This is a genomic window from Arthrobacter crystallopoietes BAB-32 (assembly GCF_000328305.2).
Taxonomy (GTDB): Bacteria; Actinomycetota; Actinomycetes; order Actinomycetales; family Micrococcaceae; genus Crystallibacter; species Crystallibacter crystallopoietes_A.
The window spans coordinates 1-15,021 of sequence record NZ_ANPE02000105.1; the positions used below are offsets into that span (position 1 = coordinate 1).

Here is a 15,021-nt window from a genome sequence, read left to right on the forward strand (position 1 = left end):
GCGACGGTGACGGCCGCGACGCCGACACCCGGGACGACGCCGAGGACGGCGGACGCAACCGCAACCGCCGCAGCCGGAACCGCCGCGATCGCGACGGTGACGCCGGCAACAACCGGTACCGTGACCGGAACGAGCGTCGCCGCGGCCGGGATCGCTCGCCGGATGTCGATGACACCGAGATTTCGGACGACGACGTACTGCTGCCGGTCGCCGGCATTCTGGACGTCCTGGAGAACTACGCCTTCGTTCGCACTTCCGGGTACCTGCCCGGCCCGAACGACGTCTATGTCTCGCTCGCCCAGGTGAAGAAGTACCACCTGCGCAAGGGCGACGCCGTCGTCGGTGCCATCCGTGCGCCCCGGGACGGCGAGAATCCGAACCCGAACAGCCGGCAGAAGTTCAACGCGCTGGTACGCCTGACCTCGGTCAACGGCAAGCCGGCCGAGGACAACAAGGACCGTGTCGACTTCACCAAGCTGGTTCCGCTCTACCCGTCGGAGCGCCTGCGCCTGGAGACCGAGCCGAAGAAGATTGGCCCCCGCGTTATCGACCTGGTGGCTCCGATCGGCAAGGGCCAGCGCGGCCTGATCGTGTCCCCGCCGAAGGCCGGCAAGACGCTGATCCTGCAGGCCATCGCCAACGCCATCACCATCAACAACCCCGAGGTCCACCTCATGATGGTGCTGGTCGACGAGCGGCCGGAAGAAGTCACCGACATGCAGCGGACGGTCAAGGGCGAGGTTATTGCCTCGACGTTCGACCGGCCTGCCGATGACCACACCACGGTGGCCGAACTCGCCATCGAGCGTGCCAAGCGCCTGGTGGAAATGGGCATGGACGTCGTGGTCCTGCTGGATTCGATGACCCGCCTCGGTCGCGCGTACAACCTGGCGGCTCCGGCTTCCGGCCGCATCCTGTCCGGCGGCGTGGATTCGTCCGCGCTGTACCCGCCCAAGCGCTTCTTCGGTGCTGCCCGCAACATCGAAAACGGCGGTTCGCTGACCATCCTCGCCACCGCGCTGGTGGAGACCGGGTCCAAGATGGACGAGGTCATCTTCGAGGAATTCAAGGGCACCGGCAACATGGAACTGCGGCTTTCCCGCAGCCTGGCCGACAAGCGGATCTTCCCGGCGGTGGACGTCAACGCGTCCGGCACCCGCCGCGAGGAGAACCTGCTCTCGGCTGAGGAAGTCAAGATCATGTGGAAGCTGCGCCGCGTGCTGTCCGGCCTGGACACGCAGCAGGCCCTGGAGCTGCTGACCAACAAGATCCGGGACACGCAATCCAACGTCGAGTTCCTGATGCAGGTCCAGAAGACCACGCTGGGCTCGAAGTCCGACAACGACAAGTAGCTGGGTACCGCCCAGAAGTTTCCGGCTCCGGTAGGCCCGATGCCACTCCCGGGCCGGAAACTTCTGGGCGGCCTCGTCGTTTAACGGCGTCCCGCGCCGGCGCCGTCGTTATTTAGACTTGTTGTAGAAGCCGAAGGGGTTTTGAGATGTTTGAGTCCGTCAAGGGCATGCTGGAAGAGCATGCCGAGCTGCAGCAGCAGCTGAGCGATCCGGCTGTTTATGCCGACCAGGCGCTGGCGCGCAAGCTGGGGCGGCGGTCCGCCCAGCTGAACGGAATCGTCGAGGCGTACAACCGGTGGAAGCAGCTGACCGAGGACCTGGGTGCCGCACGTGAGATGGCGGCCGAGGATCCGGAGTTCGCCGCGGAGGTGCCGGGACTGGAAACCGACCTTGAGGCAGCCCAGGAGCGCCTGCGCCGGCTGCTGATTCCGCGGGACCCGGACGATGCCCGCAACGTGATCATCGAAGTCAAGGGCGGCGAAGGCGGCGACGAAGCCGCGCTTTTTGCCGGGGACCTGCTGCGCATGTACGCCCGCTACGCGGAGAACCGCGGCTGGAAGACCGAGATCATCTCGGCGACCGAATCGGACCTTGGCGGCTACAAGGACGTCTCGATGGCGATCAAGGGCTCCTCCAACGATCCTGCCGAGGGTGTGTGGGCGCGCATGAAGTTCGAAGGCGGCGTGCACCGGGTGCAGCGCGTGCCCGTTACCGAATCACAGGGCCGCATCCATACCTCCGCCGCCGGCGTGCTGGTGTTGCCCGAAGTGGATGAGCCCGAAGAGGTCGAGATCCACCAGAACGACTTGAAGATCGACGTCTACCGGTCCTCGGGTCCGGGCGGCCAGTCGGTGAACACCACCGACTCGGCAGTGCGCATCACGCACCTGCCCACCGGCATCGTCGTCGCCATGCAGAACGAGAAGTCCCAGATCCAGAACCGGGAAGCAGCCATGCGTGTGCTCCGGGCACGGCTGCTGGCCCACCAGCAGGAACAGATCGACGCGGCCAACTCCGAGGCGCGCAAGTCGCAGATCCGGACGATGGACCGCTCGGAGCGGATCCGGACCTACAACTTCCCGGAGAACCGGATCGCGGATCACAGGACCGGCTACAAGGCCTACAACCTGGACGCGGTCATGAACGGGGAGCTGGAACCGGTCATCCAGTCCGCAATCGAAATGGACGAAGAGGCCCGGCTGGCGGCACTGGGCGAGGACCACTAACGGCGGTGGCTGCTGCAAGTCTGGCCGAGGCCTTGGCGGAGGCCGCCCGGCTCCTGGCCGCTGCCGGCGTTCCAAGCCCGCGTGTGGACGCCGAGCTGCTGGCCGCGCATGTGTTGGGCGAATCGGCGGGACGGGTTCGGGTCCTGGCACTCACCGGAGCTCCGGAACCGGAGGGGCTGGCGGAGCTCGTGTCGGAACGCGCCCGCCGCGTGCCCCTGCAGCACATCACGGGCAAGGCCTACTTCCGCCACCTGGAACTGGCCGTTGGCCCGGGCGTCTTCGTTCCGCGGCCGGAAACGGAAACCGTGGCCCAGCACGCTATCGACGCCGCACGTCGGGTGGCGGGGGCGAAGGTCGTCGACCTGGGCACCGGTTCCGGCGCTATTGCCGGTTCGGTAGCTGATGAGGTGCCGGGAGCCGACGTGTATGCGGTGGAGCTGAGCGGGCTGGCCTACGCCTGGGCGGAGCGAAACCTGCAGCCTTTGGGTGTAACCCTGGTCAGGGGGGACCTGCGGACCGCACTTTCCGAACATGAGGGAACGTTCGACGTCGTTGTTTCCAACCCTCCGTACATCCCGCCGGATGCGGTGCCAGTCGATCCGGAAGTGGCCGAACATGACCCGGAGCTGGCCTTGTACGGCGGGGGAGTGGACGGCATGGAACTTCCGCGTGCGACAGCGGACAGCGCTGCGCGCCTGCTGAAGCCCGGCGGGTACTTCATTATGGAGCATGCCGAAGTCCAGGCCGCCGCTGTGTCCAAATTGCTCGCGGCCGCCGGCTGCTGGAACGATATTGCCACAGTCTCCGATCTCACCGGACGAGAGCGCGCCACCGCCGCAATCAGGCGGTAACCACGCCACGAATGAAAGAATGAACCCTGTGACCCCCACATTCAACTGCCAGGACGAAGCCGAGCGGAGCGAAGGACTTGCCGCCGCCCAGACGGCCATCAGCAGCAAACAGTGCGTCGTGATTCCCACTGACACCGTCTACGGGATCGCCGCTGACGCCTTTTCGCCGCAGGCCGTCGCCACGCTTCTGGCTGCGAAAGGGCGCAGCCGGAAAATGCCGCCACCGGTCCTGATTCCACGGCCGCAGACCATGGACGGACTGGCCGTGGACATCAGCGAAGATGCCCGGCGGCTTGCGGATACGTTCTGGCCGGGCGGCCTGACCCTGATTTTCCATGCGCAGCCGTCGCTGACCTGGGACCTGGGGGAGACCAAGGGCACCGTGGCCCTGCGCATGCCGGATGACCGGATTGCTCTGGACCTGCTGGCGCTGACGGGACCGCTGGCCGTATCCTCGGCCAACCGGACGGGACGGCCGGCCGCACAAACTGCCGAGGAAGCCTTTGCCCAGCTCGGTGAGTCGGTTGAGGTGTATTTGGAGGCCGGCGCGCGAGACGCCGGCACTTCAGCGGTGCCTTCCACCATCGTCGATTGCACGTCCACGCCGCTGCGCGTGGTCCGGGAGGGCACGTTCAGCCTCGAGCAGCTGCGCGAAGTCGTCCCCGGAATCCTTGGGCTGGGTGAAGAACTGCCGGAGCAGCAGACGGAGGCGGAGGGGCCGGAAGACGGCGGAGCGGAACCGCTCCCGCAGGACGGGACAGCCCGGGCATGAGCCGAAGCATTCCCGCCCACGGCAGGACCGCCAGCAGCGACCGCGCCCTTTGGCTCTGGTCACAGTTCCTGCTGGACTCGTTCGCCTGGATCGTCGCGATCGTGCTCGCGGTGTACCTGCGCTACGAGATGCAGCTGAGCGGACTGCGGCTGCCGGGCATTTTGGTACTGTGCGGCATTGCCATCGCCTCACAGTTCGCGGTGGGCTCGGCGTTCGCCCTGTACAAGGGCCGCTACAGTTTCGGCAGCTTCCACGAAGCCAAGCTGCTGGTCATTGTGACGGTCTCGGTCTCGGCGATCTTGACAGTGGCGTTGCTGTTCTTCGGTATCTCCATGAGCATTGCCCGCGGCACGGGCCTGATTGCCTTCCCCTTCGCGTGCCTGTTCATGGCCGCCATCCGCTACGTGAAGCGGATGTATGTCGAGAGCAAGGCCAAGCCGGGGGACCAGGCGGCCAGGACGCTCGTCTACGGGGCCGGGTTCGTCGGCAAGTCCATCGTGACCCGGATGAGCAGTGACCCGGAATCTCCGTGGCTGCCGGTAGGACTGATCGACGACGATCCGGCCAAGAAGCATCTGCGCATCGCCAGCGTGCCGGTGCTGGGCAGGATGGAAGACCTGCCGGACATCGTGGCCAGGACGAACGCCACCGTGCTGTTGATCGCGATCGCCAACGTGGACGCCAAGCAAGTCCGTCGCATTTCCGACGTCGTGGTCGGCTTGAACATCAAGGTCCTGGTTGTGCCCCCGCTGAAGGACATGCTGACCGGCGGCTCGGAGTTCTCGTTCAGGGAGGTCGCCATCGAAGACCTGATCGGCCGCCAGCCGGTGGACATCCACGTCGACGAAATTGCAGACTACGTCAAAGGCAAGCGTGTGCTGGTGACCGGTGCTGGAGGTTCCATTGGCTCCGAACTATGCCGCCAGATCAACGACTTCGAGCCTGCCGAGCTGATCATGCTGGACCGTGACGAAACCGGGCTGCAGACCACCCAGATCTCGCTGACCGGACGGGGACTGCTCAACGGCAAGGACACCGTGCTGGCCGACATCAGGGACGCGACAGCGCTGTCGGACATCTTCCTCGACCGCCAGCCGGAGGTGGTTTTCCATGCCGCTGCACTCAAGCATGTCTCCCTGCTGGAGCAATATCCGGAAGAGGCGTGGAAAACCAATGTCCTTGGCACACTGAACGTGCTCAACGCAGCGCGTGCCGCCAACGTGCAGACGTTCGTGAATATCTCCACCGACAAGGCAGCCAATCCCACCACGGTCCTCGGCCATTCAAAGCGGGTCGCGGAGAAGATCACCGCCTGGGTGGCCCGCGAGTCGGGCCTGAAGTACGTTTCGGTGCGGTTCGGCAACGTCCTTGGCAGCCGCGGCTCCGTATTGCCGCTGTTCAACGAGCAGATCCGGCATGGGGGGCCGGTTACCGTCACCGATGCCGACGCCACACGGTTCTTCATGACGATCCCGGAAGCCTGCCAGTTGGTGATCCAGGCCGGTGCCATCGGCCGCGGGGGCGAGGTGCTCATCCTCGACATGGGTGAGCCGGTGCGGATCCTGGATGTAGCGCAGCGCATGATCGCCATGTCCGGCAAGGACGTCGACATTGTCTTCACCGGATTGCGGCCGGGCGAGAAGCTGCATGAGGACCTCATCGGCGCCGGCGAGGACGATTCGAGGCCGCTGCACCCCAAGATTTCCCACGCCTGCATCGCTGCCCTCAACCCCGTCCAGATGTCACTCGAAGAGTGGAAGAACCGCCAGCATCTGGCCGCCTCCGGGGACGTAGCGGAGACGGCGAAGTGACCCACCTGGTGGCTGCTGCAGTGGCCTTCGTCCTCAGCCTGATCCTGCCTGTCCTGCTCAAGCCCATCCTGCTCAGGCTCGGCGTGCTCGACATCCCGAACGAGAGGTCGTCGCACACTGAAGCCGTAGTCCGCGGCATGGGCATCACCGTGGCTGCCGGTGTCGCGGGCGGCCTGCTGGCAGCGATGTTGCTGGGATCCGGACAGGGCGTGCCCGTGTTGGCTGCGCTCGGCGGGGCAGCGCTGGCTGCGGCGTTGCTCGGCTGGGTCGAGGACTTCCGCGGGCTGGGGATCCTGGCCCGGTTCCTGCTGCAGCTGGGCATCGGGGCGGCGGCTACGGCCATGCTGGTGCGGCTAGCGGATTCGACATGGTGGTGGGTGCCGCTGGGGGCCATTGCCATTGCCGGGTACATCAACGTTGCCAACTTCATGGACGGGGTCAATGGGATTTCCGGTTTGCATGGTTTGGCAGCCGGAGGCCTCTTCGCCGTTGCCGGGGGGATGACGGGCCTGGCATGGCTGGTGTCGGCGGGCGTGGTTGTGGCAGCTGCATTCGCGGCCTTTCTGCCGTGGAATTTCTCCGGCCGCAATTTCCTGGGCGACGTCGGAAGTTACCTTTTGGGCGGATCGCTCGCCGTGACGGGTGTGGCGGCGTTCCTGCACGGAGTCCATCCGGAAATGCTGCTGGGCCCGGTGGCGGTCTACCTGGCGGACACAATGACCACCCTGCTGCGGCGCATCAGCGCGGGGGAGCGCTGGTACACTCCGCACCGACAGCATGTGTACCAGCGCCTGACGGATGCCGGCCTGTCCCATCTGCAGTCAGCCCTCGTGGTAACGGTGTGTTCCGTGCTGACTGGAATCTGCGGTTTAATCGCAGCCGAAGGAACCCTCCCGGTGAAGGCCGCGGCACTGGCAGCGGGCGTCGCTGTCCTCGTTTTCTATCTGCGTTCCCCCCGGATTTTCCGCCGTTTGCAGGAGCGGTCAACCGCCTGAGAGGGGCAGACGGACCGTTGGCTCCAAGGAACTTCTATCTCATGTAGAATTCTTCTGGCCGAAAGATCGGTCTCCCCCCTCCCGCACCTCTGGACGGACAGCTATGAACGCACGCGAATCCAACGGCCGACGTGCCGTGGGCGCTGCGTCGCTTAGAGCAGCAGGTCCCACGACTTCTCCTTGGCTGCGGATCCTCGCGAAGGCTGCCGCAGCAGCAGGTGCGGCAACCGTCGTGGTCATGGCTCTCGGAACGGTTATGTCCGGTGGAGGCGCAGCGTTGAGCGCGTTGCTCGGAGCAGCACTGGTTGTGGTGTTCTTCGGTATCAGCCTCCTGGTTGGGCATGTCGTCGGTCAACGGAATCCCTCCGGTGCCATCGGTGCATTTATTGCCACCTACATCCTCAAAGTTGTCGGATTCGGCGCCGCTTTGTTCCTGATCGGCACACCTGAATGGCTGGATACGACCTGGTTCTTCATCGCCGCAGTCGCAGCGGTGGTCGTGTGGCAGGTGGCTGAAGTCCATGCCTTCTCGCGTGTCCGCTACCAGATCTATGACGACCAGGCAAGCACCCCGAATGGAGCTCCGCGGAAGGATGGGCGCCATGCCGGTTAAACCATCCGCAGGCAACGGAAACGGCGGCCAGGAGTACCAAGGTGGCAACACCCTTCTCACCTACATAATTGGCGGGATCATCGCCTGGGGTTTGATAGGGTGGGGGCTGGACTATCTGTTGAATACCCGCTGGCTGTTCATCGTCGGAGCCGTTCTAGGCGCCGGCGGGGGATACTATCTGGCCCGGAAACACAACCTCACGCGCAGCGCACGGCGCCGCCATGGGGACGGCCGGGGAAACAACAACTAAATGCCAACAACTTCATATGGTGGTGTGCCGCGTCGGCAGTCCACCCTGAAACGCCCAATGATGGACACTGCAGAGAGGAAACGCGTTGATCGCGCTTGCGCTTCCGGCGGCCGCTGATGAAGGTGGCTTCGTCCCACCCACCCTCGAAGATATGCATCTTCCCGAGATCCTTCCTTGGGGCGCCGAATACGGCACAGGCTTCGGCAAGCAGATGCTGCTGATCCTGCTGTCCGTCGCACTCATTTCCTGGTTCTTCGTCGCTGCCTCGCGCCGGCGGCAGCTCGTGCCCGGGAAGCTGCAGTTCCTCGGCGAGATGAGCTACAACTTCGTCCGCAACTCGGTGGGCAAGGACATCATCGGTGAACGGGACTACAAGCCGTTCGTGCCGCTGCTGTTCGCACTGTTCTTCTTCATCCTGGTCAACAACCTCTTCGGCTCCATCCCGCTGCTGCAGCTGCCTACGCCGTCGCATGTCGGCACCGCCTACGCGCTGGCCGGCATCGTCTACATCACCTGGATTGTTTTGGGCATCAAGAAGCACGGCATTGCCTACTTCAAGCTCGCTGTGGTGCCCTCCGGTGTTCCGAAGGCCATCCTGCCGCTGGTCGTCCTCATCGAAATCATTTCGACCTTCCTGGTGCGCCCCGTCACGCACAGCCTTCGTCTGTTCGCCACAATGCTGGCCGGCCACTTGATCATCATGCTGGCGGCCGCAGGCTCCGAGTTCCTGCTCATGGACGGCGCGGCGCTGATCAAGCCGCTTGGCGTGCTGACCCTTGCCGGCGGCGTCGGCATGTTCATGTTCGAAGTCCTGATCCAGGTCCTGCAGGCCTATGTGTTCACCCTGCTGACCGCGATCTACATCCAAGGCTCGTTGGCCGAGGAACACTAGAATTCCCCGCTGGGGATGCTCCTGAACCAAACAACCTGCCCGTCACGGGCATCTTGAAAGGAAAATAATGGAAGGCAATCTCAACCTCGTAGGTTACGGTCTCTCCGCCATTGGCGGTGCCATCGGTGTCGGCCTGGTCTTCGCTGCTTACATCAATGGTGTTGCCCGTCAGCCCGAGGCCCAGCGCGTGCTGCAGCCGATCGCCTTTTTGGGTCTGGCACTGACCGAAGCTCTGGCTATCCTCGGCCTGGTGTTCGCGTTCGTCCTCTAGTCGGCACCGCGCACTTTCCAAACCGAGTAGATAGGACGGGTGAGATATGAATGAGACAGTAATCCTCGCCGCCACAGAGGGTGCGAATCCTCTGGTCCCTAACATCTGGGAAATCCTGGTTACGCTGCTTGGCTTCGCCCTGCTCATGTTCATTGTCGTCAAGTACGTCGTCCCGGCGTTCGAGAAGACCTATGCAGAGCGTGCCGAGGCCATCGAAGGCGGCATTGCCAAGGCAGAGGCCGCCCAGGCCGAAGCCAGCGCCGCCTTGGACGAGTACAAGCAGCAGTTGCTTGATGCCCGCACCGAGGCCAACCGCATCCGTGAGGATGCACGTGCCGAAGGCGCCCAGATCCTGGCGGACCTGAAAGAGAAGGCCGCTGCCGAAGCCTCCCGCATCAGCGAACAGGCCCAGGTGCAGATCGCAGCCGAGCGCCAGGCCGCCGTTACTTCGCTGCGCAGCGAAGTGGGCGTGCTTGCCACCGAACTGGCCGGCAAGATCGTCGGGGAGTCCCTCAACGACGATGCCCGCGCCGCCCGTGTCGTGGATCGTTTCCTGGCCGACCTTGAGACGGCTGCACCGGCGTCCCAGAGTGCAGGTGCTGCGAACTAATGGCAGGTGTATCGAGCGAGTCACTGAAAGCGGCACAGCAGGATCTTGAGGCCAAACTGCCGACGGCTCCACTGTCCCTGGCAGAGGAACTCTTTGCCATCCTGGGCCTGCTGGACAGCAATGCTGGGCTGCGCCGTAGCCTGACTGACCCCGCACGCGAAGGCCAAGACAAGGCCCGTCTGGTTTCCGACCTTATCGGCGGAAAGGTCTCGGCTGATGCCCGGATCGTCGTCGAGGGTCTTGCTGCTTCGCGTTGGGCTTCAGCACGTGACATTGGAGATGCGCTGGAAACCCTCGCGGCGACCACTGCCATCGCAGTCGCGGAGAGCAAGGGCACAGGCCTTGACGGACTCGAAGGTCTGGAGAACGACCTGTTCAGCTTCATCAGGGCAGTCAATGCGGACCACGATCTGCAGCGAGCCCTCTCGGAGCCCCAGGCATCGACCGAGGCCAAGGTGCAGCTAGCCCTCAAGCTGGTTCCGCACGCCGGTCCGGAGGCGCAGGTATTGATCAGCCAGGCCGTGTCCGCCCCGCGCGGACTGAAGCCGACGACGCTGGTTCAGCGCTTTGTCGAGCTTGTCGCCAAGCGCCAGCGGCGTTGGATCGCTGAAGTCAGCGTAGCCCGTCCGCTGACCCAGGATCGCCTTTCGCGCCTGCAGACAGGTCTCGACCGGCTGTATGGCCGCGAGCTGAAGATCAATGTCAACGTCGACCCATCACTGGTTGGAGGCGTCCGCGTCCAGGTCGGGGATGAAGTGGTCGATTCATCGGTCATCACACGGTTGGCCGAACTTCGCCGGAAGCTCGCGGTCTAGCCGCTCCCTCAAGGGACGGCTGGCCTACGGCCTCAACACAGACTGATATACACACAGGTTGCCGCAGGTGCGGCGATCGCAACATAGGAGAGCAGGGACTGCAGATGGCCGAATTGACCATCAATGCCGATGACGTCCGTAATGCACTGAACGAGTTCGCGGCGTCCTACGAACCCGGGACCGCCGAGCGCGTTGAAGTTGGCCGCGTAACGACCGCCAGCGACGGCATCGCACGCGTGGAGGGCCTTCCCTCCGCCATGTCGAACGAGCTGCTGCGTTTCGAGAACGGCATCCTGGGCCTGGCCCAGAACCTCGACACCCGCGAGATCGGTGTCGTGATCCTCGGTGAGTTCACCGGTATCGAAGAAGGCATGGAAGTCCACCGTACCGGTGAGGTCCTGTCGGTCCCCGTGGGCGACAACTTCCTCGGCCGCGTTGTGGATCCGCTGGGCGAACCGCTGGACGACATGGGCCCGATCGAGTCTGAAGGCCGGCGTGCACTGGAATTGCAGGCGCCGGGCGTGACCCAGCGTAAGTCGGTTCACGAGCCGCTGCAGACCGGCATGAAGGCCATCGACTCCATGATTCCGATCGGCCGTGGCCAGCGCCAGCTGATCATTGGCGACCGCCAGACCGGTAAGTCGGCCATTGCGATCGACACGATCATCAACCAGAAGGCCAACTGGGAATCGGGCGACGTCAACAAGCAGGTCCGCTGCATCTATGTGGCAATTGGCCAGAAGGCGTCCACCATCGCAGCCGTGCGCAAGACGCTGGAGGAGAAGGGGGCGATGGAGTACACCACCATCGTGGCCTCGCCTGCTTCCGACCCGGCCGGTTTCAAGTACCTCGCGCCCTACTCCGGCTCGGCCATCGGCCAGCACTGGATGTACTCGGGCAAGCACGTACTGATCGTGTTCGATGACCTGTCCAAGCAGGCCGAGGCCTACCGCGCCGTGTCGCTGCTGCTGCGCCGCCCGCCGGGACGCGAAGCCTACCCGGGCGACGTTTTCTACCTGCACTCGCGCCTGCTTGAGCGCTGTGCCAAGCTTTCGGATGAGCTCGGTGCAGGCTCGATGACCGGCCTGCCGCTGATCGAAACGAAGGCGAACGACGTCTCGGCCTACATCCCGACCAACGTCATCTCCATCACGGACGGCCAGATCTTCCTCCAGTCCGACCTGTTCAACGCCAACCAGCGTCCTGCTGTCGACGTCGGCATCTCGGTGTCCCGCGTGGGCGGCGCCGCACAGGTCAAGGCGATGAAGAAGGTTTCGGGCACCTTGAAGCTCGAGCTGGCCCAGTACCGCGACATGCAGGCCTTCGCCATGTTCGCCTCCGACCTGGATGCTGCATCGAAGCAGCAGCTCGAACGCGGCGCCCGCCTGACGGAACTGCTGAAGCAGGGCCAGTACTCGCCGTACCCCGTCGAGGACCAGGTCGTCTCGATCTGGGCCGGCACCAACGGCTACCTGGACGACGTTCCGGTCGAGGACATCAATCGGTTCGAGCGGGAGTTCCTGGAGCACCTGCGCCACCGCTCCCAGGTCCTGACGACCATCGCCCAGACCAACGTGCTCGAGGATTCCACTCTCGACGAGCTGAAGTCCCAGATCACCGAGTTCAAGCAGGGCTTCTTCGGTGAGGGTGACAACCAGCTCGTTGGCGCCGGCCATGAGGAGTACGACGCTCTGGCCCAGGATGCCGTCGACCAGGAACAGATCGTCCGGCAGAAGCGCTAATTCGTTTTCACCGGCAGGTGCGGGGACGCCCATGTGCCGCAAGGCAGCATCGGGTCCCCGCCCTCCGGGGGGAATTAGGAAAGGAAAAGTATGGGAGCCCAGATTCGGGTCTACCGCCAGAAGATTGCCTCGACCTCCTCGCTGCGCAAGATCTTCAAGGCGATGGAACTGATCGCTGCCTCGCGCATTGGCAAGGCCCGCAGCCGGGTGGCTGCTTCGTTGCCGTATGCCAATGCGATTACCCGTGCCGTTTCTGCTGTGGCCTCGCAGTCCGAGATTGAACATCCGCTGACCACCGAACCGGAGCAGATCCGGCGGGCCGCAGTGCTGGTGCTGACCTCCGACCGCGGTCTGGCTGGAGCCTACTCGGCGTCCATCCTGAAGCAGACTGCATCGCTGACGGAACTGCTCCGTGGCGAAGGCAAGGAAGTCCGCCACTACCTCGTTGGCCGCAAGGCCCAGGCGTATTTCGACTTCCGCGGTCTCGACTACCAGCAGGTGTGGACCGGCAGCACCGACAACCCGGAGTTCGAAGTCGCACGGGAAATCGGCAATGCGCTGCTTGCGGACTTCAACACCGCCTTCGAAGAGGGTGGCGTTGATGAGATCCATGTGGTCTACACCCGCTTCAAGTCCATGGTTTCGCAGGAGCCGACGGTCATCCGCTTGCTCCCGCTCGAGGTTGTCGAGCAGGAAGCTGCCTCGGAATCGGACCTGCTGCCGCTGTACGAGTACGAGCCGGAGCCGGAGCAGGTGCTCGACGCCCTGCTGCCGCGGTATATCGAATCGCGCATCTTTGCCGCACTGCTGCAGGCTGCTGCCAGCGAGCTGGCCGCCCGCCAGCGTGCGATGAAGTCGGCCGGCGATAACGCCACGGAACTCATCAACAAGTACACCCGGTTGCGTAACAACGCCCGCCAGGCGGAGATCACGCAGGAGCTCACCGAGATTGTCGGTGGCGCGGACGCGCTGGCCGCGTCCTGACCGCCGCATCGAAGTACTCCATCAGACCGTAAACTTAACTACGCCATCTAACTGAGAAGTGAGAGAGATGACTGCCCAAACCATCGAGCACGGAACCGGTTCCGTCGCCTCGGGCGCCACTGGCCGTATTGCCCGTGTCATCGGCCCGGTTGTCGACGTCGAATTCCCGGCCGACGCGATCCCCGAAATCTACAATGCGCTCACCGCTGAGGTCACCCTCAACGGCGAAAGCCACACCATCACCTTCGAAACCTCGCAGCACCTGGGCGATAACCTGGTCCGCGCCATTTCGCTGCAGGCAACCGACGGTCTGGTCCGCGGTACCGCTGTCCAGGACAGTGGTGCTCCGATCTCCGTTCCCGTTGGCGACGGCGTCAAGGGCCACATCTTCAACGTGCTGGGCAAGCCCCTGGACATGCCGGAGTCGCAGCTGGAGGTCACCGAGCGCTGGCCGATCCACCGGAAGGCGCCCAGCTTCGCCGACCTCGAAAGCTCGACCGAGATCCTCGAGACCGGCATCAAGGTCATCGACCTCCTCACTCCGTACATCAAGGGCGGAAAGATCGGCCTGTTCGGCGGTGCCGGCGTCGGCAAGACCGTGCTGATCCAGGAAATGATCACCCGTGTGGCGCGCAACTTCGGTGGTACCTCCGTCTTCGCCGGCGTGGGTGAGCGCACCCGTGAGGGCAACGACCTCTGGGTCGAAATGGAAGAAGCCGGCGTTCTCAAGGACACTGCCCTTGTCTTTGGCCAGATGGATGAGCCGCCGGGAACCCGTCTGCGCGTGGCGCTGTCCGCACTGACCATGGCGGAGTACTTCCGCGATGTGCAGAACCAGGACGTGCTGCTGTTCATTGACAACATCTTCCGCTTCACCCAGGCCGGTTCCGAAGTGTCGACCCTGCTGGGCCGCATGCCTTCCGCTGTGGGGTACCAGCCGAACCTGGCCGATGAAATGGGTCTCCTGCAGGAGCGCATTACCTCGACCAAGGGCCACTCGATCACGTCCATGCAGGCGATCTACGTGCCCGCTGACGACTACACCGACCCGGCTCCGGCGACGACCTTCGCCCACCTGGATGCGACCACGGAACTTTCGCGTGAAATCGCCTCCCGTGGCCTGTACCCGGCGGTCGACCCGCTGACCTCCACCTCGCGCATCCTGGACCCGCAGTACATTGGCCAGGCGCACTACGACGTGGCCATCCGCGTGAAGCAGATCCTGCAGAAGAACAAGGAACTGCAGGACATCATCGCGATCCTGGGCGTCGACGAGCTCTCGGAAGAAGACAAGATCGTCGTCTCCCGTGCCCGCCGCATCCAGCAGTTCCTGTCCCAGAACACCTACACCGCCAAGCAGTTCACTGGCGTCGAGGGTTCGACTGTGTCCATCAAGGACACCGTTGAAGGCTTCAAGGCGATCTGCGACGGCGAGCTGGACCACATCGCAGAGCAGGCCTTCTTCAACGTGGGTGGGCTCGACGATGTGGAGCGCAACTGGGCCAAGATCCAGGAACAGACTGGTAAGTAGAGCCGATGGCTAACGAAACAGCTGAGCTGGAAGTTGAGATTGTCGCGGCGGACCACTTCGTGTGGTCCGGCGCGGCGTCCCTGGTCAAGGCGCGCACTGCCGACGGCGAGATCGGGATCCTGCCCGGCCACGCTCCGGTGCTGGCCATCCTCGCGGCCGGGGAGCTGGGAATCCAGCCCGTCAACGGTGACCGGATCAACGTCACTGTCGACGGAGGGTTCTTCTCCGTGGACAGCAATCGTGTTGTGATCGTGGCCGACAACGCCACGGTCAACGATTTGGCCACGGCCTAGGTCCTGCTAGCGG

16 protein-coding genes are annotated in these 15,021 nt (G+C 64.1%); all 16 read left to right on the forward strand.

Going from position 1 to position 15,021, the window contains the following annotated elements; all coding sequences use genetic code 11:
* The coding region (gene rho / locus D477_RS07990; RefSeq protein ID WP_005268516.1) for a transcription termination factor Rho at nt 1-1,352 on the forward strand (1,352 nt) is incomplete at its 5' end.
* A gap of 146 nt (nt 1,353-1,498) precedes the next feature.
* Nucleotides 1,499-2,578, forward strand: a complete 1,080-nt coding sequence (prfA, locus tag D477_RS07995; protein WP_005268517.1) for a peptide chain release factor 1 — start codon at nt 1,499-1,501, stop codon at nt 2,576-2,578.
* 5 nt (nt 2,579-2,583) lie between these two features.
* The gene (gene prmC, locus D477_RS08000; protein ID WP_005268519.1) at nt 2,584-3,429 is read left to right on the forward strand and encodes a peptide chain release factor N(5)-glutamine methyltransferase; all 846 of its coding nucleotides are present in this window, start codon (nt 2,584-2,586) and stop codon (nt 3,427-3,429) included.
* Nucleotides 3,430-3,448: 19 nt separating this feature from the next.
* Nucleotides 3,449-4,201, forward strand: a complete 753-nt coding sequence (locus D477_RS08005; RefSeq protein ID WP_005268521.1) for an L-threonylcarbamoyladenylate synthase — start codon at nt 3,449-3,451, stop codon at nt 4,199-4,201.
* Entirely contained in the window at nt 4,198-6,012 is a 1,815-nt protein-coding gene (locus D477_RS08010) for a polysaccharide biosynthesis protein (RefSeq protein WP_005268522.1), read from the forward strand. Before D477_RS08005 ends, D477_RS08010 begins: the two co-directional genes overlap by 4 nt.
* Complete coding sequence (locus tag D477_RS08015; RefSeq protein ID WP_005268523.1) at nt 6,009-7,007, forward strand: MraY family glycosyltransferase; 999 nt, start codon at nt 6,009-6,011, stop codon at nt 7,005-7,007. The genes D477_RS08010 and D477_RS08015 overlap by 4 nt, the downstream gene beginning before the upstream one ends.
* A 103-nt stretch (nt 7,008-7,110) precedes the next feature.
* On the forward strand, nt 7,111-7,620 hold the full coding sequence (locus D477_RS08020) for a hypothetical protein (protein ID WP_043846161.1): 510 nt from the start codon (nt 7,111-7,113) through the stop codon (nt 7,618-7,620).
* Nucleotides 7,610-7,870 carry an AtpZ/AtpI family protein gene (locus D477_RS08025; protein WP_150110048.1) on the forward strand — a complete coding sequence of 87 codons (261 nt, stop codon included), beginning with the start codon at nt 7,610-7,612 and terminating at the stop codon, nt 7,868-7,870. Before D477_RS08020 ends, D477_RS08025 begins: the two co-directional genes overlap by 11 nt.
* Before the next feature lie 85 nt (nt 7,871-7,955).
* A complete protein-coding gene (gene atpB, locus D477_RS08030) occupies nt 7,956-8,762 on the forward strand; it encodes a F0F1 ATP synthase subunit A (protein WP_005268526.1) in 807 nt (268 codons plus the stop codon).
* Between the two features lie 67 nt (nt 8,763-8,829).
* Nucleotides 8,830-9,033, forward strand: a complete 204-nt coding sequence (gene atpE, locus D477_RS08035) for an ATP synthase F0 subunit C (protein WP_005268527.1) — start codon at nt 8,830-8,832, stop codon at nt 9,031-9,033.
* Between the two features lie 46 nt (nt 9,034-9,079).
* Nucleotides 9,080-9,643, forward strand: coding sequence for a F0F1 ATP synthase subunit B (locus tag D477_RS08040; protein ID WP_005268528.1), 564 nt, complete (start codon nt 9,080-9,082; stop codon nt 9,641-9,643).
* Complete coding sequence (locus D477_RS08045; protein ID WP_005268529.1) at nt 9,643-10,458, forward strand: F0F1 ATP synthase subunit delta; 816 nt, start codon at nt 9,643-9,645, stop codon at nt 10,456-10,458. The genes D477_RS08040 and D477_RS08045 overlap by 1 nt, the downstream gene beginning before the upstream one ends.
* Before the next feature lie 104 nt (nt 10,459-10,562).
* Nucleotides 10,563-12,200: a F0F1 ATP synthase subunit alpha gene (gene atpA, locus D477_RS08050; protein ID WP_005268530.1), complete on the forward strand. Its 1,638-nt coding sequence runs from the start codon at nt 10,563-10,565 to the stop codon at nt 12,198-12,200.
* 90 nt (nt 12,201-12,290) lie between these two features.
* Entirely contained in the window at nt 12,291-13,184 is an 894-nt protein-coding gene (locus D477_RS08055) for a F0F1 ATP synthase subunit gamma (protein WP_005268531.1), read from the forward strand.
* Nucleotides 13,185-13,251: 67 nt separating this feature from the next.
* Complete coding sequence (gene atpD / locus D477_RS08060) at nt 13,252-14,715, forward strand: F0F1 ATP synthase subunit beta (protein WP_005268532.1); 1,464 nt, start codon at nt 13,252-13,254, stop codon at nt 14,713-14,715.
* 5 nt (nt 14,716-14,720) lie between these two features.
* Nucleotides 14,721-15,008, forward strand: coding sequence for a F0F1 ATP synthase subunit epsilon (locus D477_RS08065; RefSeq protein WP_005268533.1), 288 nt, complete (start codon nt 14,721-14,723; stop codon nt 15,006-15,008).
* Nucleotides 15,009-15,021 lie beyond the last annotated feature (13 nt).